The following is a 19983-nucleotide window of genomic DNA, read 5'->3' on the forward strand; positions in this document are numbered from 1 at the left end:
AGCTGCTAGTCAGCGACGTCGCAGAGCTAAAAACACTATTAAAATAGCAAGTATTGCGCCCAGAAAAGCCGCTAAAACAACTGTTAATGCTCGCATTGGACCTGACTTTTCTTCTGGCACCACGGCTGGATCAACTACCTTAAGTACATACTCGTCCCGGACATTGGCCAACATAAGGGTTTTAGTTTGTTCTTCAATCAGCGAATACAACATAGTACGCACGTCTGCTATATCTGTCGTCTTAAGCTGCTGTTGCAAAAAAGCAATGCTTGATTCGGCTTCAGTAACATTACGTATGCGGATGTCATCATTAAGATCTTTCACTATCTGCATCAACCACTCTGTAGCCAGAACTGCAGAATAATGTTCAAGCGAAATTTTAACCATACCGCTGGCTTTTTCCTGATTGACCGTAAATTTCTTGCGCAGCTCTTTATGCACTTCTAATGCTGAAGGTTTGATGTTTTGAAACGGCTTAGGCTTGCGTACCCAGGTCGCTTTAGCACTGTCATAGAGCTCTTCATCAATAACAAGGGTGTTACTGGCTCTGTCCCAACCTTTAGCTGCAATTACAGGCACATACAAATCGTGCTTCTCAATAAAGCGCATTAGAAAACCACGAGATTTTAATACTTCTATCGCTAAGGCGGTATTTTTACTGCCTGAAGAGCCGAGATTAACCCCGGCCAGGGCAGCCAAACCGCCTAACTGTCCGGGAATTTTCAAACCTGACTCTTCAGTCACGGGTGCCAAGACAGCTTCTGCTTTATAGACATTAGGCAGTTTTAACGCATACCACACGGCTACAGCTGAACAAAAGATGACACAGGCCATAATAAACCACTTGCCACGCCAGATAACGGCAAAAAGCTGCTCTAAAGTGATCTCAGATGGCTGGCCGTGTAAATCGTAATTCGAATTCATGCAAACCTACCAATTTAGAAATTGTTCAGCGCTGCTAAAGCCACCGCACTCTGATAGAAAATTTGTGTTACCTGAGTCCACAGGCTCAGATTATCTCTATATTCGGTATCCAGTGGCGCCACTATGGTATCGCCGGCCTTCAGGTTGTTTTTGCTAACACTAAACCAGTTACTTTCCGGTACCATAACTGAGCCGTCGGCACGAATAACATAGACCCGGTCTTTATCAGCCCGTTTGCGAAAACCACCGGCCAGTTTCAGGTAGTCGTCCAGCATCAGGTCAGTGGCAAAACGGTGGCTACTGGGGTGCTGTACTTCACCGACAATAGAGATAGTGTTGTTTACCCGTGGAATATGCAGTTTGTCGCCATCTTCTACCGGTAAATCGGCTGACGGATCACCGGCCATAATCAGCGGCAGATTGACCACCAGACGCCCGACCGGTTTTACCTTTTCAATCTCATTGATCATGGTTATCGCATCTTCCGGTGAAATCCGTACCGTTTCACTGGATAAGGATTTTGCCGCGATATCCGAACGTAGCTGCTCAGTCAGCTTTTTCAGTTGCTGCGCTTCACGCTCACGGATTTGCTCGCGGGTGAATAAAGGGCCATCTACGAAAGCGTTAGACGTTACGCCACCAGCACGTTTAATGACGTCTGATAACATTTCGCCTTGCTGAATAGAATACACTCCGGGGAAGCGCACTTCGCCGCTGAGTTCTATGGTGCGATCCAGGTTCCACTCTGGCACCGGGAACACATTTAACCGATCACGGCTGTTAAGCGGCAAGCTTTGTCCGCCAGTGAGTATGGCCGCTAAATCGACTGTAGAGTGTTCAACATACAGGCCACGGTTTACGTCGGCGCGGGCAGTGGCTCGCGATAATTCGGCACGACGCAGAAAAGCAGAGTCTTTCAGACCACCTGCAGCATCAATTAAATCACGCACATCACCGTTTTTCGCCAGTGGATACTCGCCCTCTACCAATACTTCGCCGCTCACGCTCACTAACAAAGGTTCAGCACCATTACGCGCCTGCAAACGCAGTTTTTCTAATACCGGATACAATAGCTCTGTACGGGTTAAATGTGGCGTCAGCTGTATTAATTCCGGGTCGTCCAGTACATGCTGTAGTAAATAGCTGAAGTTTTCTTTCAGCGCTTTTTGCTGATCGGGCTTGGCAATATCTTCCGGAAATAAACGCGAACCGGTATTTTTTAACTCTTTAATGTCTTGCGCTAAACGCTCTTCGGTCAGCAGATCCTGTTCAGACAACAAACGAAAGCCTTCTTCGGCTAAGTCCAGCTGATTTAACCAGCGCAGTTCTACTGCAATATCAAACCGTTTTTCCAGCGCATCGCGCAGATACTTGTTAAGCGCAGAGCGCTGATAAGTTTGCAGCGCATTGTGAAATACAATAACGGTATCGCGGGCCTGCAATGCAATATTTTCGCTACTGTCAGGCTGTGCTATGGCATCTGCAAGACGGAACTGCAGCACCTCAACATCACCCAGTGTATTCACTTCGCGCAGCACAATACCGTAGTTCAGATCTGCAGTACGCTGTAAATCTGACCATCTTGAACCCAGTAAGTCTGTCAGGTGCAGGCCCTGACGCCAGGCATGCACCCCAGGACGGGCCACAGCGCCGGCCAGTGTTACTGAATTTCTGATTTGTGGTGAAGTGGCGCCGACTCTGAGCACATCACCGGCGCGGGCTTTAATCTGTTGTTGTGCTTTATCGGTTAAGTCAACACTGAGGTAATCGCGCAGATGCTGATCGTTAAAACGTTGCAATACTGCTTGCTGCGGGTAAGCCCCGGGCTTGGCACCGCCTGCCATGTTCAGCAGGTCCAGTAGTGAATCATCTGCAGCCACTTCGTACAGCGCAGGCCGGTGTACTTCGCCTGCTACTTCTGCAATAGCACTGACTGGGGCGATAAAAATCACATCGCCGTCTTTTAAATGCAGGTTGTTTCTGGCATCGCCTTTTAACAGCAATGCATACAAGTCAAAGGTTGCAACACTTTTACCGGCGCGCTGTACCGAAATCTGCCGCAGACTACCAATATCACTTACCCCACCGGCGGCGTAAAGCGCTTGTGTCACTGAGCTAAGTGCGGGCAAATTATAAGAACCAGGGTATTTGGCTTCACCCGCTATTAATACGTTGATGGTCCGCAGTGTTCCCATGCTGACGGCTACATCAGTGCCGAGCAACTGCTGCCGTACCCGTTCAATAATCAGCTGTTTCGCTTCGGCGTAACGTAAACCTGATACCTGTACAGCGCCCATCTCGGCAATACTTACTGCGCCATCGCGGTTTACTTCAGCCTGTACATCGCGGTTTAGTTTGCCAAACAGTTGCAGTAACAGTTTGTCACCCGGCCCTAAAATATAATTGTCCGGCACCGGCAAATTTTTTGCCGGTGCAAATACTGAACTGGCTTCATCAAACATATTCATACCAAAGCGTTTAGGCTTAGTATCATCGTCTTTTTTCTTTTGTTCGAACTGTTGCTGTTTCCTACGCTGTTGTCGATCTTGTGTTTCAGTGTCGGCGGGCGTGCTGTCTGATACCGCGCTACCCGCTAAGCCAAGATCATTTAAATTTATGCCATACTGCTTAGCCAACTGCTCTTGTTGGGCTTTAGGTAATTGTTTAAATTGCTCTAGCATTGCCGGAGTAACCGTTTGCGCTATAGCAAATAAAGGTATGGTAAATAACCCAAAAAATGCTAACAATCTAACAAATTTAACCACTCGTCACTCCGAATTTATATGTCAACTACCTTGCTACACATTACAACAATGTATGTATTTCATTGCAGCCGCTTTTACTGAAATATAACAACGTCAAGCCAATAACTATGGCTTTGCCTAACAAAAAGCAGCGATTATAACCGTAAATCGCTTTCTGTGGTATTTAATATATATTTTAGATCATATAGTACGCTGTTAGTTTTTGTTAATGCACGAATGCCGGCTGCGCCTAAGTCTCTAAATTGCTTATGGCCTACTGCCAAAACAACACCATCATAGCTATTCGCTTGCGGTGCGCTGACTAGCTTAATACCGTATTCATGCTCAGCCGCTGCGCTATCAACCCAGGGGTCGTATACGTCAGCTTGTACGCCGTACTCTTTTAATTCGGTAAGAATATCAACAACCTTAGTATTACGAATGTCGGGGCAGTTTTCTTTAAAGGTAAGGCCCATAACTAATACCTTGGCGCCATTAACTTGAATACTGCGTTTGATCATGGCTTTAACCAGTTCGCTTACCACATAGCGGCCCATGCTATCGTTAATGCGTCGGCCGGCTAAGATAACCTCAGGGTTATAGCCTATAGTTTGCGCTTTATGCGTTAAATAATATGGGTCTACACCAATACAGTGGCCGCCAACTAAGCCTGGGCGAAACGGCAAGAAGTTCCACTTAGTACCAGCCGCTAACAATACTTCTTCGGTATCGATACCGAGTTTATTAAAAATAACGGCTAGCTCGTTAATTAAGGCGATATTGAGATCGCGCTGGGTGTTTTCTATAACTTTAGCCGCTTCAGCGACACGGATAGAACTGGCTTTATAGGTACCAGCAGTAATTATACTGCCGTATAAAGCATCGACAAAATCGGCAACCTGTGGCGTTGAGCCTGAGGTGACTTTTTTAATGGTGGTTACGCGGTGTTCTTTATCACCTGGGTTAATTCGCTCTGGGCTATAACCGGCAAAAAAGTCGACATTATATTTAAGGCCGGATATACGCTCGATAACGGGAATGCAGTCTTCCTCGGTCGCGCCTGGATATACCGTTGATTCATAAATAACAATATCACCGGCTTTAATAACTTTACCCAGGGTTTCTGAGGCTTTAATTAATGGTGTTAAATCGGGCTGACGGTGCTTATCTATTGGTGTGGGCACAGTAACAATAAATACCGTGGCTTGGCGTAAGTCATTCAGTTCACAGCTATAGCTAAGTTTATCAGCTTGTTTTAGCTCTTCGCTCGATACTTCTAGGGTATGATCTTCACCGCTTTTTAGCTCGGCAATGCGGGCTTTATTAACATCAAAGCCTATTGTTGGGTAATGTTTACCAAATTCTACTGCCAACGGCAGACCTACGTAACCTAAACCAATAATAGCAATGCGACTGTCGGCGATATGTTTCATTCTGTGATCCTGTAAATCCGTTTACGTTGTTAAAATTTATGCACTATTAATTAATGCTGCTGAATATACCATGGCATAGCTAACTTAATACCGTCGTTAATCCGGTACTCTGGAGCGTAACCAAGTTGTTGTTTGGCTTTGCTAATATCCGCTTGTGAATGGCGTACATCACCCGCGCGAAAATCAGCATAGGTGGGTTGTTGCGTATAATGGATATTATTGTCAGCCAAACTTTGTGCTATGGCACTAAATAATTCGTTAAGGGTTGTACGATCCCCTAAAGCTACGTTAAATACGTCGCTGTGCTCAATGTTAGCTAATGCGGCGCGAATATTGGCTTGCACGGCATTAGCGACAAAGCAAAAGTCGCGGCTGGTTTCGCCATCGCCGTTTATGACTACAGTTTGCTTAGCAATCATCGCCGCGGTCCATTTTGGAATGACTGCGGCATAAGCGCCGTTAGGGTCTTGTCTTGGGCCAAACACATTAAAATAGCGCAGACCAATGCTATGAAAACCATAGCTGCGTGAAAATACATCAGCATACAGCTCATTAACAAACTTAGTAATGGCATAAGGCGATAACGGCTTACCAATGACGTCTTCCACTTTTGGCAACGCCGGATGATCGCCATAAGTCGAGCTAGAAGCCGCATAAACAAAGCGCTGAACCTTGGCATCGCGAGCGGCGACCAACATATTTAAAAAACCATTTATATTGGTTTGATTAGTAGCGATAGGGTCGGCAATAGAACGTGGCACTGAACCGAGCGCCGCTTGATGCAATACAAAATCGACACCAGCACACGCTTGCTGACAGTCAGTTAAATTGCGAATGTCGCCATTGATAAACTGAAAGTTAGCCCACTGCTCGGGGCTAACTAACTGCTGCACTTCATCTAAATTACGTTGATGGCCAGTGGCAAAATTATCTAAACCTACTACCTGCTGGTTAGCCTTTAACAAGGTTTCAATTAAATTAGAGCCGATAAAGCCAGCACAACCTGTTACCAACCAGCGCTTTGGGGCCGACTGAAGTTGTTGCAAAACATCCATATTTTTCACTCTACTTTTCACTCTATTAATGACTAACTGCCACTGACGTGCGTTCTAATGACATCGACAATGCGCTGACACGCTTTACCATCGCCATAGGGGTTATGGGCGAAGCTCATACTATCGTAATAGGCTTTGTCAGTCAGTAATTTATTAACTTCTTTAACGATAATTTCTGTATTAGCACCAACTAACTTTACCGTACCCGCGGTTACCGCTTCAGGGCGCTCAGTAGTATCGCGCATAACTAATACCGGCTTACCCAGCGATGGCGCTTCCTCTTGAATACCGCCCGAGTCGGTTAATACTAGAGTACTGCGGCTCATTAAATACACAAAGGGTAAGTAATCTTGCGGTGCAATTAAATGCACATTTTTTGCATCTGACAATAAGCGATACACCGGTTCACGTACATTGGGGTTTAAATGTACAGGATAAACGATATCGCAATCTGGAAATTGCAATGCAATTTGCTTTAATGCCGCACAAATATGCTCAAAGCCACTACCAAAACTTTCACGACGATGCCCAGTAACCAACACTAAACGCCGACCATTTTGGCCATACGGAAACTGCTTACTAAAATCTGCTGTTAGCTCGCTATTGGCTTCTATTTTCTCGACCACTTGTAACAACGCATCAATCACCGTGTTGCCGGTAACAAAAATATCCGCTGGGTTAACCTGCTCTTGCACTAGGTTATGTTCTGAGTTAGTCGTTGGCGCAAAGTGCAAGCGTGTAATAGCGCTAGTGAGCTTACGATTAGCCTCTTCCGGCCAAGGGCTATAAATATTACCGGTACGCAGCCCAGCTTCAATATGGCCTACCGCTGTTTTTTCGTAATAACAGGCTAAAGCGGCAGCGAAGGTGGTACTGGTATCGCCATGCACTAAGACAATATCGGGCTTAAAATCACGCAGTACGGGCTTAATGTTAAGCAGAATATTGGTGGTAACGTCGTATAAGTCTTGGCCGGCTTTCATAATCGCCAAGTCATATTCGGGTTTTATATCAAATAACTGCAGCACTTGATCTAACATTTCGCGATGTTGGCCAGTAACACAGACTCGGCTATCAATATCAGGCTGTTGTTTTAGCAAGTTTACCAAAGGCGCCATTTTTATGGCTTCTGGCCGAGTGCCAAATACACTAAGAACTTTAATCATTACATTACCTTTTATCGCGCGAAAGGCGTAAAGCTTACCAAAAGCCCTTTAAAAGCGATAGAGTGAAAAGGTAAACTACACACAGAAGCTATGGCTAAATAGGATTTTAGATGATTTATTTTAACAGTAAAAATATTCCCGAACTGGCTGGTTTAAATTTTGCTCAGCGTATGGATGTGGTGCGCCAAGCAGCAAATTTATTGCCCGTACCAACTAAAATTACGCTGAACATTATTAAGCTATTAATTTTAACTCCGCTTTTTTTGCTAATGGCAAGAAGCTCTGGCTGGTATATTCTGGGCTACGCGGTGTTACTTGTTGTATTGTACCCAGCCATTACCCGACCTTTAACCTTTGCCTTATGCCGTAAGCATTTTGCTAAAATACGTCAGCAATTAGTGCCTAACCCGTAAAGTTTTGTCATTACTATCGCACTTTTCTCGTAGTTTTTATCGCTTTGCCGCGTCCCTAAGGGTGACAACCGGCTATTTGATCTGCATAATCGGCGCGCCCTAGTGCAAAGTACACTAGGTTAATAATTCTAATAAAACTGGGGTTTTCATGACTGAATCAAGCACTATTGCGGCAGCACCTGCTAACCAACCGCAATTTCTCGGCCATCCGGTCGGGCTATATGTGTGCTTTCTCACTGAGATGTGGGAGCGCTTTTCGTTTTACGGTATGAAATATTTGCTGTTGTTATATCTAACTAAGTATCACTTGTTTAGTGATGCCGGTGGCCTAGACGTATTAGGTAGCTACGCCGGTTTAGTTTACGCGATGCCCGTTATCGGCGGCATGTTAGCCGACCGCTATTTAGGTATGCGCAAAGCGGTAACCTTTGGCGCTATTTTACTGTGCTTGGGCCATTTAGGCTTAGCTTATGAGGGCTTTCAGGCTTACATGGAAAATGGTGCTGTGGTTCGCGACAATCAGGCGATACAAGTATTTTATTTCTCATTAGCCTTAATCATTATTGGCGTTGGCTTTTTAAAACCGAACATTTCAACCATTGTTGGCCAACTGTATGGTAAAGAAGATTCGCGGCGCGACTCTGGTTTTACCATTTTTTATATGGGTATTAATCTAGGCTCTTTTATTGCCACGTTATTAGTTACTTACCTAGGTGAAACCTATGGCTGGGGCTACGGCTTTGGCTTAGCCGGTATCGGTATGGTATTGGGCTTAATTGTATTTTTAACTGGGCAAAAATACTTATTCGGTTATGCCGAGCCAGCTAATCCTAAGCTATTAAAAGAAAAGGTATTTGCCGGCATTAATAAAGAATGGTTAATTTATCTAGCCACATTGCCGGCATTAGTAGTAATTTGGCAGCTGGTGCAATTTAACCCAGTAGTACACAGCACCTTAATTGGCCTGTCGTTTATTGTGTTGGTCGGCATTATTTGGTTTATTGTTACCCAGTGTAATAAAGAAGAGCGCGACCGGATGATTGTACTTATCATCTTAACCATGTCTACGGTGGTATTTTGGGCGTTGTTTGAACAATCGGCATCGTCGATGACACTTTATGCCGACCGTGTACTAGACCGCAATATCTTTGGTTATCAAGCCACTGCAGGGCAATTTGGTGCACTAAATGCGTTCTTCATTATTACCCTAGCCCCGTTATTTGCTTGGCTATGGTTTGCATTGGGTAAACGTAAACTAGAACCTAGTACGCCGGTTAAATTTGCTTTAGGTATTATCCAAGCAGGTTTAGGCTTTGGTGCTTTAGTTTATGGCGCCACGCACCCGAACGATGCCGGATACGTTGCAGCTTGGTGGCTAGTGTTAGCCTATGCACTGCATACTATGGGTGAGTTATGCTTGTCGCCGGTAGGTTTGTCGGCAGTAACTAAGTTAGCCGTGCCGAAAGTAGTTGGTGTAATGATGGGTAGCTGGTTCTTAGCCACCGCCTACTCTGAACTGCTAGCAACACAATTGGCAAAACTGGCGGCTATTGATACTAACGCTGGCGAAGTAGCTGACGTAGGTGAAGCACTCGCGGCGTACACTGAATTGTTTAGCTTCTTATTTTATGTTGGTATAGCCGTTGGTGTGTTTATGCTAGTTATTAGCCCTTGGCTGAAAAAACGGATGCATGGTATATCTTAACTAACTTTGTAACTTTGGGGGTCAGATCCATTTGTTAATTCTGGATCTGACCCCGACAGTGGGTTTTATTGGCCTCGCCACTGGGCGTGGCATAAAGATTCATATTTCTCTCGGCTAAGCAGTATCCGCGCTAAAACGATATCAGCTTCGCCCGCCTCACCCGTTAAACCAATTTGCGCTTCGTAATGCAGCTCTGGCTCTAAATCTTGCATCATCATATCGGCCCAGTCACCGTTAGGAATAACCAAGTCAACATAGCCTCGGTTTTCATAATGTTGCTGGTACTGGCCATAATCTTCAGCCGACAGGTTTTCGCTGGCCAACTCTTCAAAAATATCGAAGGCATGGTCACATAATTCGTCCAACGTCCACAATTCTAAATCTTGCATTGCTGCTCCGGTTATATTGTACTTAGGCCACTGGTCTTGCATTAGGGTAAATGCAATTACCCAAGCTGGTTATTGGCGCGCAGTATAGCAAGGCTTTGGCGAAAACACTGCTGTGCTGCTACACTAGCGGCCTTTTTTCTAAGCAGATTTTATTATGTACCTGTGCCCGCTTTGCCAAACGCCATTATTACTTAATCTTAAACAGTATCAATGCACTAACAATCACAGCTTTGATATTGCTAAAGAGGGTTATGTTAACCTATTGCCGGTACAGCAAAAAAACTCTAAAGATCCCGGTGACAATAAGGACATGATGCAAGCTCGGCGCACGTTTTTACAAGCCGGTTGGTACGAACCTTTGGCCAAAGCTGTAGCCGATATATTAGCCGGTATTAATCCACGTTTATTGCTTGATTTAGGCTGCGGCGAAGGTTACTACACTGGACAAATAGAAACGGCGTTAACAAAAAGCCAAGTTTATGGCGTCGACATTTCTAAAACGGCTGTTAAATGGGCGGCTAAAGCCTACCCGAATATTAACTTTAGTGTCGCCAGCGCGTATCAACTGCCGTTTGCAGAGCAGAGCTTTGATGCCGTAGTACGTATTTATGCACCATCAAAAGCCGAAGAGTTAGCTCGTGTGATAAAGCCTGAGGGCCATTTATTAACAGTGGTGCCCGGGCCAAGGCATTTAATTGAGATGAAACAAGCTGTTTATGCGAACGTGCAATTACATAGCGATGCGATAGCACCAATTACTGGCTTTACGCATTTAAAACGAGAACGCTTGCAATTTCAGCTGCAGTTTAAACACGCTGATGACGTATTAGCCTTGATACAAATGGTGCCTTTGGCATGGAAGTTTACCGCTGAACAAAAGCAGCAGTTTGCCGATACGGTACCGCTGATCAGCGTCGATTTTCTGATCGATGTATATCAAAAGACAACTCAGTTATCTTTGTAAAGCCAACTTACCCAGTGCCAATAAGCGAGAACCGACTTGCTCTAAGCCAACCGTTGAAGGCATGGATGCCTGAAACGAGCCCCCATGGATGGGTTTACGGCGTGTTGGCGTGAGCAACTCGGTTCGTTAACCTAACTAGTCAGCATTAGCCTTTAACTGGTCTTTTTTGTCTTGCTGCTGTTGATGAATGGCTGTTAATACACCTGACCAAAAGTACGTACCTAGCTCGTTAATTAAATTAGATTCGGCATTCATTAGCATGACCAAACCGAGCTGATGCTCGCGCGAATACGCTATTTCCGCCCGAAAGCCTTGCACCCAGCCACCGTGGTAAATTAATTCGTCTTGGCCAAACTGATATACCCGCCAACCTAAAGCATAATGGGCATCAGTTAAATAACGTCGCCATTCTTTACGACGCAAATCACGACGGGTTTTCACCCGTTTTTTAGTAATAGTTTTTAATAATTCTTCAGATAATACCTTAGGGTTATGGCCTAACTGGGCGATTAACCAATAGCCAAGATCAATAGCGCTGGCGTTAACACCTGCCGCTGGACTGAAATGATAATAACTCTCGGCAACCTTAGTTGGGTGCCATTTACCTCGGGCTCGCACATGCGGCATGGCACGATTTTCTGTACTAAAAAATCCATCTAGCCCTACCGATGCCGTGGGTAACTGTAACGGCTTTATAATGCGTTCTTCTAATAATTGCGCGTACGTTTTTTTTGTGGTTTTTTGAATAACTTGATCAATTAAGCTAAACAGTACATTTTGATAACCGTAGCACTGTCCGGGGTTACATAGCGGATCGATTTTACTAAATTGCGGTAAAATTTTATCAAGCGGCACGTTAGCTTCTATTAGGTTATCGTAGGCATTGGCCATTACGCCGGTACTTTGCGATAACAAATGCTCAAGTGTAAGCTGGCTATTGTATTTCTTTGTTTTAAAAGAAAAATCAGGTAAGTATTTTACCAGCTTGTCGTCCCAGTTAAAGTTACCTTCGCTGGCCAAAATACTGGTTAAGCCACCAGCAAAAGTTTTTGATACTGAAGCAATACGAAACACGGTATTGGCGTCAACCAATTCAGGTAGGCCTTTTTCCCTTACACCAAAACCGGCAGTAGCAATAATTTTATTACCTTGCACAATGGCATAAGCTCCGCCAGGAATATCTTGCTCGCTAAGTTTACCGGCATAGTATTGATCAAAGTCGGCGATTAGCGCAGCAAGTTCATTTTCCCCCTGCGCTATAGCGTCATCATCGCTGGCCTGAGCAAAGCCATTAAATGCCAAAGCTAGCACTATAAAAAAAAGCGGTTTCATGTTGACCTTGCTTCTGTTGGCATTAATCTAAGTCGTCCAGTAAATCATCAAATACGTCTTCGTCAATATCAGGCTCTGGCGGTTGTGGTGGGTTGCCGTCAAACACTTTAAATTGTTGATACTGAAAATATGACTCTTTAATAAAGGCATAAGGGTCTAGCGATTCATCTAACATATTTTCCATCGACATTAACTTTTCACGACCATCAAGTGCCGCGATAGCACCGCGCGCTATCGTCAGCGGCGCATTTAACAATGCTAATGGAAAATACAAATTATCGACTACTTTACCTGTGGTATCGCGCACTGTGGTAGGGCCAAGTGCAGGTAACATGAGGTAAGGCCCATTACCTGCGCCCCATACGGCGAGTGTTTGGCCAAAATCTTCGTCTTGTTCGACTAAGCCTATTTTTGTCGCCACATCAAATAAGCCAAATATACCCAAGGTGCTATTAACCAAAAACCGCCCCGCGCTAATGGCGGCACTTTGCGGTTTAGCTTGCAGGGCGCCGTTTAAAAAACTGGCTGGTTCGTTCAAATTGCTGGCCACATTCACTAAGCTTTTGCGCGCAGGTTTAGGCACCACAGCCATATAGCCGACGGTTACTGGCCGCAAAAAATATCGGTCTAAAATATCATAGTTGAAATCCCAGAACGGCCGGTTAATGGTTTCTAGTGGATCACGGTTATCAACGTAACGCTGCTGGGGTGCATTGTTAGCCTCTTGCGCAGGTTGTGCCGGTTTGCTGGCACAACCAACTAATACTGAGACAATTAAAACTAGGGCTAATTTAAATAGTGAAAGCCGCATATTAGGGTTCCAAGGTTAAAGAAATAGTAAGGCTTTGCTGAGTAAACTGTAAAGTATCGGACACGGTTTGAATATCGCCAGGACGCTGTTCAACAGTGCCTGACAATGACATACGTGCTACAACCTGAACCTGATCAGAATTGGCTAAGCTCCACCCGGCTTGCATGGCCATTTGCTCTGTAAGTTGCAGTTCTACCTTGCCTTCAGGTAAGGGAATACGCTGCACGGCTAGCGGCAAGGCCGCGCCATCTACCGCTCGGGCGAATAAAAACAAACTGGCGTCTGGGTTAGCTTGCTTTAGCTCAGGTGCAACGTTTAAACGTACGTTAATAATACGCCCAGCCACTTCAACTTTTACGCCGAGTTCTTTTAAGCGCTGCTGCACCGCACTGTAGCGCGGATCGTCTTGGGGTAATTGCGTTAATAACAACTGCCATGCACTCGTTGCTTCGGCGAGATCGCCTTTTTCATAGGCGATCAACGCCATTAACGATAACGCATCGCTATTTTTTGGCTCTTTAGTTAGTATTTTCGCTACTGCTCGTCCAGCTCTAGCCAAGCTAGCGTCATCGGCCAGCAAAATGAGTGCCTGCGCATAGCTAAGCAATAACGGCGTACGTTCTGGAGTTAAACGCAGCGCGCGCTCAAAGGCAGCAACCGCTTGCTCTACCGCGCCCTGTGATAAGCGAATACGGCCAAGTAACATCCATGCTACCGCATCATCGCCCTCTTTTGCTAAACGCGTGCGAAGCGCTAGTGCAAACCATTCAATTTCTTGCTCAGATAATGGCTCGCCTTGGTTTGATAGCGCCCGCTCACCATACTGCTTTAGGTTTTGCTGTGCTTGTTGCCAGTCAGCTAGCTGTTGGTAATGCCCGCTGAGGCTATAAATTGCACCAACCAGCACTGCAACAATAACCAGCAACACGGCCGGCAATTGCCAGCTTGGTTTGGCTGACAAAACTGCGGCTGACTGTGTTTTCTGCAAAAACTGGCTTTTTAACTCTTGGGCTGCACTATCAAAATCTTGCTCGGCTAGCTCACCGCTATCTCTTGCTAAGGCTAATAGTTGTAACCGCTCTTCAAATAATTGGCTTGGTGTTTGCTGGGGTAAATTAGCCGCACGTCTAGGCCAAAATAAACATAGCGCAGTGAACAACAACATGCATAAAGCGGCAATTAAAACAGGCCAAATCATGGTTTTTTACTCCGGTAACGGGCGATAAGCTGATCAAGCTCGGCCTCTGACGTAGGTTGTACTGCAGCATCTGAACCAATAGTTTGACGAGAGCGACGCACAATACCCGTAACCAATAATGCCAATAAAACCAGTAACGGCAGCAACCATAACCACAAGGTGTAGCGATTAACCGGTGGAATGTAATGCACAAAATCGCCATAGCGATTAATCATATAATCGAGTATTTGTTGCCGACTTTTACCTTCGCGAATTAACTGATAGGTTTTGCCTCGCATATCAACAGACACCACGGCGTGCGAGTCGGCAATATTTTGGTTTTGGCACTGCGGACAGCGTAACTCTGCAGTAAGTTGCTGATACAATTGGCGTTGCTGTTCGTTATCAAACTGCAATACTTCTTGGCTATAGGCATTAACACTGCTAAACAACACCCAGCAGAATAACGCGAATAAACTGAGTAAGCGCATTATGGCGTTCTCCACTGCTGATATAACGGCGCCAGTTTACTGCGCCACACCACAGGATTAATATCGCCAATATGATGCGCTCGCACTATGCCGTTAGCGTCAATAATAAAGGTTTCTGGTGCGCCACTAACGCCAAGATCGAGCGACAAGCTGCGCTTAATATCGAGCATATTAAATTGGTAAGGATCGCCTTGTTGCGTTAATTTTTGCTGTACGTCTTGCTGTAATACCGCAAGATTAAACGGTGCATCAAAGGTGGGGTCACGCGGCAGTTCATAATACAGCCCAACAATTTTTACGCCCTGCTTACGCAATTCGGCTAGATAACCCAGCTCAGCGTTACAGGTAGGACACCAAGTGCCCCAGACGTTTAATAAATAGGTTTCGCCTTTTAGTTTTTCTGGCGTCCAGATTTTTTTTGGCTGCATTAAATCAGCCAAGGCAAAATCAGGTAAGGCTTTGTTTAAACTGGCTGACTCGCGCTCACGCGGATCAGAAAACAGTCCACTAAGTAAAAATAGCGTTAACGCCAAAAATGCAACTAAGGGTACATAAAACAGCACTTTACGCATCAGCTACTCCCGCTACTGTTGCATCAGTCGTTGTCGTTTTTCGCCGATAACGTTTATCGGCCAAAGCTAATAGTGCACCTAGCGCCATTAACAGACCGCCGAGCCAGATCCAACGCACAAAGGGTTTTACTTGAATACGCAGTGCCCAAGCACCACCGGGTAACTCTTCAGCTAGCGATACATAAAGATCACGGCTTAAACGCGCATGTACCGCAGATTCGGTCATTACCGTACGTTGAATACGATAAAAGCGTTTTTCGGCGTGTAAATGGGTAACAAATTGGCCATTTTGCCGTACATCTAGCTCAGCAGCTTGCCCGCCATAGTTAGCACCATTTAAATCGTACACATCGGTTAGTGTAAACTCATAGCCGGCCACTGTGGCGGTATCACCTTCTAGCATGCGAACATCGCGCTCGGTGGTATAGGTTTTGGTCATAGCAACACCGATTACCAGTACCGCAAAACCGATATGCGCCAAGGTCATACCATAGTGGCTCGCATTAAGTTTAGTGATGCCTTTACCAATAGAACCAAATTGACGCAAGCGCAGCACCACCTCGGCTAAGGCGGAAATACCCACCCAAGCACCTAACAACATGCCAAGTAAGGCCAAGTTTGCTTGCACGCTTTGCATGCTAGATAACACGCCCAGAGCAATAGCTAATGCGGCTATTGCCACTAAGCTAAGCGGACGCATTAATGGCATAACCTGCTGTTGTTTCCAACGTACCCAAGGGCCTAAGCCGAGTAAGAGCGCAAAGGGGATCGAAAGATAATAAAACATTTGATTAAAAAATGGTTCACCAATAGAAATAGAACCTAAGCCCAACTCTTTATGAAATAGCGGAAACAAGGTGCCTAAAAACACGATTAAACAGGCAGTAAGCAAAAATATATTATTGCCCCACAGCAGCATTTCACGAGAGAACAACTGATACCTAGCTTGGCTACGCACTGAATTCATCCGACGGCCATAGAGCAGCAATGAGCCACCCACTACCAGCAATAAAAACACTAGCAAATACAAACCGCGACCAGGATCGGTAGCAAATGAATGCACCGATACCAGCACACCGGAACGCACTAAAAATGCACCGACTAAACTTAAGGCAAATGCCGCTAACGCCAATAATACGGTCCAGCTTTTAAAGGTGCCGCGCTTTTCAGTTACCGCTAAACTATGAATTAACGCCGTACCAACTAACCAAGGCATAAAAGAGGCGTTTTCAACCGGATCCCAAAACCACCAACCGCCCCAACCCAATTCGTTATAAGCCCACCAGCTACCTAGCATAATGCCAAGGGTTAAAAACAACCACGCAGCCAGCGCCCAAGGCCGAACCCAACGCGCCCACACACTGTCGAAACGGCCGCTCATCAGCGCCGCGATAGCAAAGGCAAACGCCACAGCAAAACCGACGTAGCCCATATACAACATGGGCGGGTGCATAATCATGCCGAAATCTTGCAATAATGGGTTAAGGTCGCGCCCTTCTACCGGAAAGAACGGTAAACTGCGCAAGAATGGGTTAGACATAAACAAGGAAAAGGCAACAAAACCCGCACTGATTAAACCCAAGATACCCAGTATGCGCCCCTGTAATAACAAGGGTAATGCTTTAGAAAACTGCGCTACCAACGCTGTCCAAAACGCCAACATTAATACCCATAGCAACATTGAGCCTTCGTGAGAGCCAAAACTTGCGGTAACTTGGTAATACCAAGGCAAAGTAGAGCTGGAGTTTTGTGCCACGTTAATAACGGTAAAGTCGTTATTACAAAATGCATACACTAATGCGGCCATTGCCACTAAAGCAAAAGCAAACTGACCAAACGCCAACGGTTTAGCCAACAGCAGCAAACGCTGATTAGCTGTAAAGCTGCCCAGCAGTGGCACTACTGCCAGCAGTAACGATAAGGCAAAAACAAAGGTAAGCGCCAGCTGTCCGGCTTCAACTATCATTTAGTATGATCCTTGCGTCGGTTTATTTGTGCTGGCATCAAGCTGTGACGGCGGCACATGTTTAATTCCTTTCATCGCCTCAGCAACTTCTGGTGGCATATATTCTTCGTCGTGCTTGGCTAATACTTCGTTGGCTTCGATGGTAGTGGCGTCAACTAGTGTACCCTGCGCTACTATGCCTTGGCCCTCACGAAACAGATCAGGCAAAATACCTTTATAAGTAACATGCACTAACGGCCCAGTGTCGACTAAATCAAAGCTCACTTGTAACGAATTAGGATCACGCTTTACTGAGCCGACAACTACCATGCCGCCAATACGCAAGCGCTGGCCGATTTGCGGTTTAACCTTGTCATTGCCCAATCCATCGATTAATTGCGATGGCGTATAAAACAAATCAATATTTTGCTGTAATGCGTATAACATTGCACCAACGGCACCGGTTAACAGGGCAATGACCACGAGGATAGCGAGTAAACGTTTCTGACGTCTTGGCTGCATTATTTTGTTTGCTCCTGATATTGCTTCACACGTTGCTCGCGCGCCAACCTTGATTGCAGTTGACGTTTAAATTGTTTTTGTTGGTAATGGCTATAACCCGTTAACGCTACTAATAACAAATAAGTAATGCCAAACGACAACCAAACAAATAACGCATAGCCACCCATATGCCAAAAATCGGCCATTGACTGAAAATACATCTATTGTGCCTCCACAAGGTTTTTTACCCAGGGTCGGTGTTGCTCATTTAACAAAATGGCGGTGCGTAAACGCAAGCACACCAACGCTAGCATAATGACTTTGAATGCCAATATGCTAATAAGCAACGGCCATAACATACTGGGGTCAATTGACGGCTTGGCAAACTTGGTAAGAGACGCGCCCTGGTGCAAGGTGTTCCACCATTCTACCGAGAAATGAATAATAGGCAGATTAATAACGCCAACAATAGCCAGTAAAGATGCTGCCTTAGCGCCCGTTTGCCGGTCTGAAAACGCGCCACTTAATGCAATGACCCCGAGATACAAAAATAATAAAACTAGCTCTGATGTTAAACGTGCGTCCCATACCCACCAAGTACCCCACATGGGTTTACCCCAGGCCATACCGGTAATTAATGCAATGGCGGTATATATTGCACCAACAGGAGCAATCGCTAGTACTGACCACTGCGCCACCTTTATTTGCCAAACCAAGGCAATAAAAGCAGCAATAGCCATAGCCGAATAGGTGCCCATCGACATAATGGCTGCAGGTACATGAATATGAATGATGCGATAGCTGTCACCCTGCTGATAATCAGCGGGTGTAAAGGCCAAGCCCCAGATATTACCCACTAGCAATAACACGACGCCAAGGGCGATTAACCAAGGATAAAAGCGACCGCATAGCTGGTATACGGTTTCTGGCTTAGCATAAGGGTGCAACCATTTAAACATATCAGCTCACATTCAATTTTAATGCGCCAATCACCGCTAGCGGGATCAGTGCCAAAGCAAATAACAACATCGCTAACATAATTGCTAGCTGTCCATGATACGACATACCCGTTGTGGCTGCTTCCATTGCTGCACTAGCAAAAATAAGTAGCGGAATATACAGCGGCAAAATAAGCAGTGCCAGTAAAATGCCGCCTTTATCGGCGGATACCGTAAGCGCTGCGCCCATAACCCCAAGCAGGCTAAGTAATGGCGTACCTAGCAATAAGGTAAAGAGCAACGCAACAAAACCGGCAGCATCGATATTAAGTAACAAGGCAACTACCGGTGACAACAACACCAAAGGCAAACCGGTGCTTAGCCAATTAGTAAACAGTTTAGCCAGCACAAAACTCAATAACGGCTGGCGCGCCGCAACGAGTTGTTCAATAACCCCATTTCGATAATCATCTTTAAATAAGCGCTCGGCTGCTAACAGCACGCTGAGTAAGGCGGCAATCCAAACGATACCGGGTGCCATTATACGCAGTAAATTAGGCGATGGGCCAACGCCCAACGGAAACAAACAGAGCACGATAACAAAAAATAACAACGGATTTAGCCAGTCTGCTTTTTGTCGGGCTAATAGCCTGAGCTCACGTTTAATAAACTGCCCTAGCATTACCATCGATATGCCAACTCTAATTTGCTTTGATGCACAAAGGCCACGCTTAAACTTTGGTGTGTGGTAAGAATAATAGCGCCACCTTGTTGCAAGTGTGCGAAAAAGTGTTGTTGCAACATCACGATAGCGACTTGGTCTAGTGCCGTAAAGGGTTCATCTAAAATCCATAATTGGCAGTTAGTAAACCATAATCGCGCCAAAGATACGCGCCGCTGCTGGCCTGCTGACAACATACGACAAGGCACATCTTCTAAACCTGCTAAACCCAAGGTTGCCAACAACGCAAAGTCATCTGCTGGGGCAATACCGGAGGCCGCGCGCCAAAAGCTAATATTTTCTAAAGCCGTTAATTGTTCATGAATACCACTATGGTGGCCGATATAACATAAGTTAGCGGCGTAATCAGCGTACACTTTGGCTATAGGTTGTTGTAGATAATATAAACTGCCATCGTCGGCTTGAGCTAGCCCAGCTAAAATGCGCAATAATGAGCTTTTACCCGCGCCATTTTTACCGGCAATCTGTAATAGTTCACCGCTACGCACGCTAACATCAAGCTGTTCAAACAGCACACGATCTTGGCGAATACAGGACAAAGCAGTACCCTGCAATATAATTTGGCCAGCGCTAACAGCAAACGTTTGTGGTTTAATCACTAAGCTCTAACTATCGACAACAGTAAAAATTGGCCGCATATTACCATATAGACGACATAATACGAACGTGGTTATGTGATAA

General features: G+C 45.5%; 20 protein-coding genes. 3 read left to right on the plus strand and 17 right to left on the minus strand.

Going from position 1 to position 19983, the window contains the following annotated elements:
* Nucleotides 1-9: 9 nt before the first annotated feature.
* From E0Z06_RS09955 to wecB, 5 genes are all read right to left on the minus strand, one after another.
* The gene (locus E0Z06_RS09955) at nucleotides 10-924 is read right to left on the minus strand and encodes a Wzz/FepE/Etk N-terminal domain-containing protein (RefSeq protein WP_132584261.1); all 915 of its coding nucleotides are present in this window, start codon (nucleotides 922-924) and stop codon (nucleotides 10-12) included.
* 14 nt (nucleotides 925-938) lie between these two features.
* Complete coding sequence (locus E0Z06_RS09960) at nucleotides 939-3689, minus strand: SLBB domain-containing protein (RefSeq protein ID WP_243695489.1); 2751 nt, start codon at nucleotides 3687-3689, stop codon at nucleotides 939-941.
* Between the two features lie 134 nt (nucleotides 3690-3823).
* Nucleotides 3824-5101: a Vi polysaccharide biosynthesis UDP-N-acetylglucosamine C-6 dehydrogenase TviB gene (gene tviB / locus E0Z06_RS09965; RefSeq protein WP_132584263.1), complete on the minus strand. Its 1278-nt coding sequence runs from the start codon at nucleotides 5099-5101 to the stop codon at nucleotides 3824-3826.
* 50 nt (nucleotides 5102-5151) lie between these two features.
* The gene (locus E0Z06_RS09970; RefSeq protein WP_132584265.1) at nucleotides 5152-6156 is read right to left on the minus strand and encodes an SDR family oxidoreductase; all 1005 of its coding nucleotides are present in this window, start codon (nucleotides 6154-6156) and stop codon (nucleotides 5152-5154) included.
* A 32-nt stretch (nucleotides 6157-6188) separates the two neighbouring features.
* Nucleotides 6189-7322, minus strand: coding sequence for a UDP-N-acetylglucosamine 2-epimerase (non-hydrolyzing) (gene wecB / locus E0Z06_RS09975; RefSeq protein WP_132584267.1), 1134 nt, complete (start codon nucleotides 7320-7322; stop codon nucleotides 6189-6191).
* A gap of 110 nt (nucleotides 7323-7432) precedes the next feature.
* Between wecB and E0Z06_RS09980 the strand changes: the two genes are divergently transcribed.
* Both E0Z06_RS09980 and E0Z06_RS09985 read left to right on the plus strand, forming a co-directional pair.
* A complete protein-coding gene (locus E0Z06_RS09980; protein ID WP_132584269.1) occupies nucleotides 7433-7735 on the plus strand; it encodes a DUF6170 family protein in 303 nt (100 codons plus the stop codon).
* A 148-nt stretch (nucleotides 7736-7883) separates the two neighbouring features.
* Nucleotides 7884-9440 carry an oligopeptide:H+ symporter gene (locus E0Z06_RS09985; protein ID WP_132584271.1) on the plus strand — a complete coding sequence of 519 codons (1557 nt, stop codon included), beginning with the start codon at nucleotides 7884-7886 and terminating at the stop codon, nucleotides 9438-9440.
* Nucleotides 9441-9505: 65 nt separating this feature from the next.
* Here E0Z06_RS09985 and E0Z06_RS09990 read toward each other — a convergent pair whose 3' ends face one another.
* Nucleotides 9506-9829 carry a DUF440 family protein gene (locus E0Z06_RS09990; protein WP_132584273.1) on the minus strand — a complete coding sequence of 108 codons (324 nt, stop codon included), beginning with the start codon at nucleotides 9827-9829 and terminating at the stop codon, nucleotides 9506-9508.
* A gap of 154 nt (nucleotides 9830-9983) precedes the next feature.
* Between E0Z06_RS09990 and rlmA the strand changes: the two genes are divergently transcribed.
* Nucleotides 9984-10793, plus strand: coding sequence for a 23S rRNA (guanine(745)-N(1))-methyltransferase (rlmA, locus tag E0Z06_RS09995; RefSeq protein WP_132584275.1), 810 nt, complete (start codon nucleotides 9984-9986; stop codon nucleotides 10791-10793).
* 135 nt (nucleotides 10794-10928) lie between these two features.
* Here the strand turns inward: rlmA and E0Z06_RS10000 are convergent, their stop codons facing one another.
* The 11 genes from E0Z06_RS10000 to ccmA are packed head-to-tail and all read right to left on the minus strand — an operon-like array spanning nucleotide 10929 to nucleotide 19901.
* Nucleotides 10929-12125 carry a serine hydrolase domain-containing protein gene (locus tag E0Z06_RS10000; RefSeq protein WP_132584277.1) on the minus strand — a complete coding sequence of 399 codons (1197 nt, stop codon included), beginning with the start codon at nucleotides 12123-12125 and terminating at the stop codon, nucleotides 10929-10931.
* A 22-nt stretch (nucleotides 12126-12147) separates the two neighbouring features.
* Entirely contained in the window at nucleotides 12148-12936 is a 789-nt protein-coding gene (locus E0Z06_RS10005; protein ID WP_132584279.1) for a VacJ family lipoprotein, read from the minus strand.
* Nucleotide 12937: 1 nt separating this feature from the next.
* Nucleotides 12938-14134 (minus strand): c-type cytochrome biogenesis protein CcmI, encoded by a 1197-nt coding sequence (gene ccmI, locus E0Z06_RS10010; RefSeq protein ID WP_132584281.1) that lies wholly within the window; start codon nucleotides 14132-14134, stop codon nucleotides 12938-12940.
* Nucleotides 14131-14604, minus strand: a complete 474-nt coding sequence (locus E0Z06_RS10015; protein ID WP_132584283.1) for a cytochrome c-type biogenesis protein — start codon at nucleotides 14602-14604, stop codon at nucleotides 14131-14133. Before E0Z06_RS10015 ends, ccmI begins: the two co-directional genes overlap by 4 nt.
* The gene (locus E0Z06_RS10020; protein ID WP_132584285.1) at nucleotides 14604-15176 is read right to left on the minus strand and encodes a DsbE family thiol:disulfide interchange protein; all 573 of its coding nucleotides are present in this window, start codon (nucleotides 15174-15176) and stop codon (nucleotides 14604-14606) included. Before E0Z06_RS10020 ends, E0Z06_RS10015 begins: the two co-directional genes overlap by 1 nt.
* Nucleotides 15169-17142: a heme lyase CcmF/NrfE family subunit gene (locus E0Z06_RS10025; protein WP_132584287.1), complete on the minus strand. Its 1974-nt coding sequence runs from the start codon at nucleotides 17140-17142 to the stop codon at nucleotides 15169-15171. Before E0Z06_RS10025 ends, E0Z06_RS10020 begins: the two co-directional genes overlap by 8 nt.
* Nucleotides 17143-17643 carry a cytochrome c maturation protein CcmE gene (gene ccmE, locus E0Z06_RS10030; protein WP_132584289.1) on the minus strand — a complete coding sequence of 167 codons (501 nt, stop codon included), beginning with the start codon at nucleotides 17641-17643 and terminating at the stop codon, nucleotides 17143-17145.
* A complete protein-coding gene (gene ccmD, locus E0Z06_RS10035; RefSeq protein ID WP_132584291.1) occupies nucleotides 17643-17843 on the minus strand; it encodes a heme exporter protein CcmD in 201 nt (66 codons plus the stop codon). Before ccmD ends, ccmE begins: the two co-directional genes overlap by 1 nt.
* Nucleotides 17844-18581, minus strand: coding sequence for a heme ABC transporter permease (locus E0Z06_RS10040; RefSeq protein WP_132584293.1), 738 nt, complete (start codon nucleotides 18579-18581; stop codon nucleotides 17844-17846).
* Between the two features lies 1 nt (nucleotide 18582).
* On the minus strand, nucleotides 18583-19248 hold the full coding sequence (gene ccmB / locus E0Z06_RS10045) for a heme exporter protein CcmB (protein WP_132584295.1): 666 nt from the start codon (nucleotides 19246-19248) through the stop codon (nucleotides 18583-18585).
* Nucleotides 19242-19901: a cytochrome c biogenesis heme-transporting ATPase CcmA gene (gene ccmA / locus E0Z06_RS10050; RefSeq protein WP_132584297.1), complete on the minus strand. Its 660-nt coding sequence runs from the start codon at nucleotides 19899-19901 to the stop codon at nucleotides 19242-19244. Before ccmA ends, ccmB begins: the two co-directional genes overlap by 7 nt.
* Nucleotides 19902-19983 lie beyond the last annotated feature (82 nt).

Source organism: Rheinheimera sp. D18 (assembly GCF_004345025.1).
In the GTDB taxonomy this organism is placed as follows: Bacteria; Pseudomonadota; Gammaproteobacteria; order Enterobacterales; family Alteromonadaceae; genus Alishewanella; species Alishewanella metallidurans.

Bases quoted from the DNA above. Each gene is read 5' to 3' on its own strand.
- E0Z06_RS09955 (WP_132584261.1), bottom strand. From the start codon at position 924: ATGAATTCGAATTACGATTTACACGGCCAGCCATCTGAGATCACTTTA.
- tviB (WP_132584263.1), bottom strand. From the start codon at position 5,101: ATGAAACATATCGCCGACAGTCGCATTGCTATTATTGGTTTAGGTTAC.
- E0Z06_RS09970 (WP_132584265.1), bottom strand. From the start codon at position 6,156: ATGGATGTTTTGCAACAACTTCAGTCGGCCCCAAAGCGCTGGTTGGTA.
- wecB (WP_132584267.1), bottom strand. From the start codon at position 7,322: ATGATTAAAGTTCTTAGTGTATTTGGCACTCGGCCAGAAGCCATAAAA.
- E0Z06_RS09980 (WP_132584269.1), top strand. From the start codon at position 7,433: ATGATTTATTTTAACAGTAAAAATATTCCCGAACTGGCTGGTTTAAAT.
- E0Z06_RS09985 (WP_132584271.1), top strand. From the start codon at position 7,884: ATGACTGAATCAAGCACTATTGCGGCAGCACCTGCTAACCAACCGCAA.
- E0Z06_RS09990 (WP_132584273.1), bottom strand. From the start codon at position 9,829: ATGCAAGATTTAGAATTGTGGACGTTGGACGAATTATGTGACCATGCC.
- rlmA (WP_132584275.1), top strand. From the start codon at position 9,984: ATGTACCTGTGCCCGCTTTGCCAAACGCCATTATTACTTAATCTTAAA.
- E0Z06_RS10000 (WP_132584277.1), bottom strand. From the start codon at position 12,125: ATGAAACCGCTTTTTTTTATAGTGCTAGCTTTGGCATTTAATGGCTTT.
- E0Z06_RS10005 (WP_132584279.1), bottom strand. From the start codon at position 12,936: ATGCGGCTTTCACTATTTAAATTAGCCCTAGTTTTAATTGTCTCAGTA.
- ccmI (WP_132584281.1), bottom strand. From the start codon at position 14,134: ATGATTTGGCCTGTTTTAATTGCCGCTTTATGCATGTTGTTGTTCACT.
- E0Z06_RS10015 (WP_132584283.1), bottom strand. From the start codon at position 14,604: ATGCGCTTACTCAGTTTATTCGCGTTATTCTGCTGGGTGTTGTTTAGC.
- E0Z06_RS10020 (WP_132584285.1), bottom strand. From the start codon at position 15,176: ATGCGTAAAGTGCTGTTTTATGTACCCTTAGTTGCATTTTTGGCGTTA.
- E0Z06_RS10025 (WP_132584287.1), bottom strand. From the start codon at position 17,142: ATGATAGTTGAAGCCGGACAGCTGGCGCTTACCTTTGTTTTTGCCTTA.
- ccmE (WP_132584289.1), bottom strand. From the start codon at position 17,643: ATGCAGCCAAGACGTCAGAAACGTTTACTCGCTATCCTCGTGGTCATT.
- ccmD (WP_132584291.1), bottom strand. From the start codon at position 17,843: ATGTATTTTCAGTCAATGGCCGATTTTTGGCATATGGGTGGCTATGCG.
- E0Z06_RS10040 (WP_132584293.1), bottom strand. From the start codon at position 18,581: ATGTTTAAATGGTTGCACCCTTATGCTAAGCCAGAAACCGTATACCAG.
- ccmB (WP_132584295.1), bottom strand. From the start codon at position 19,248: ATGGTAATGCTAGGGCAGTTTATTAAACGTGAGCTCAGGCTATTAGCC.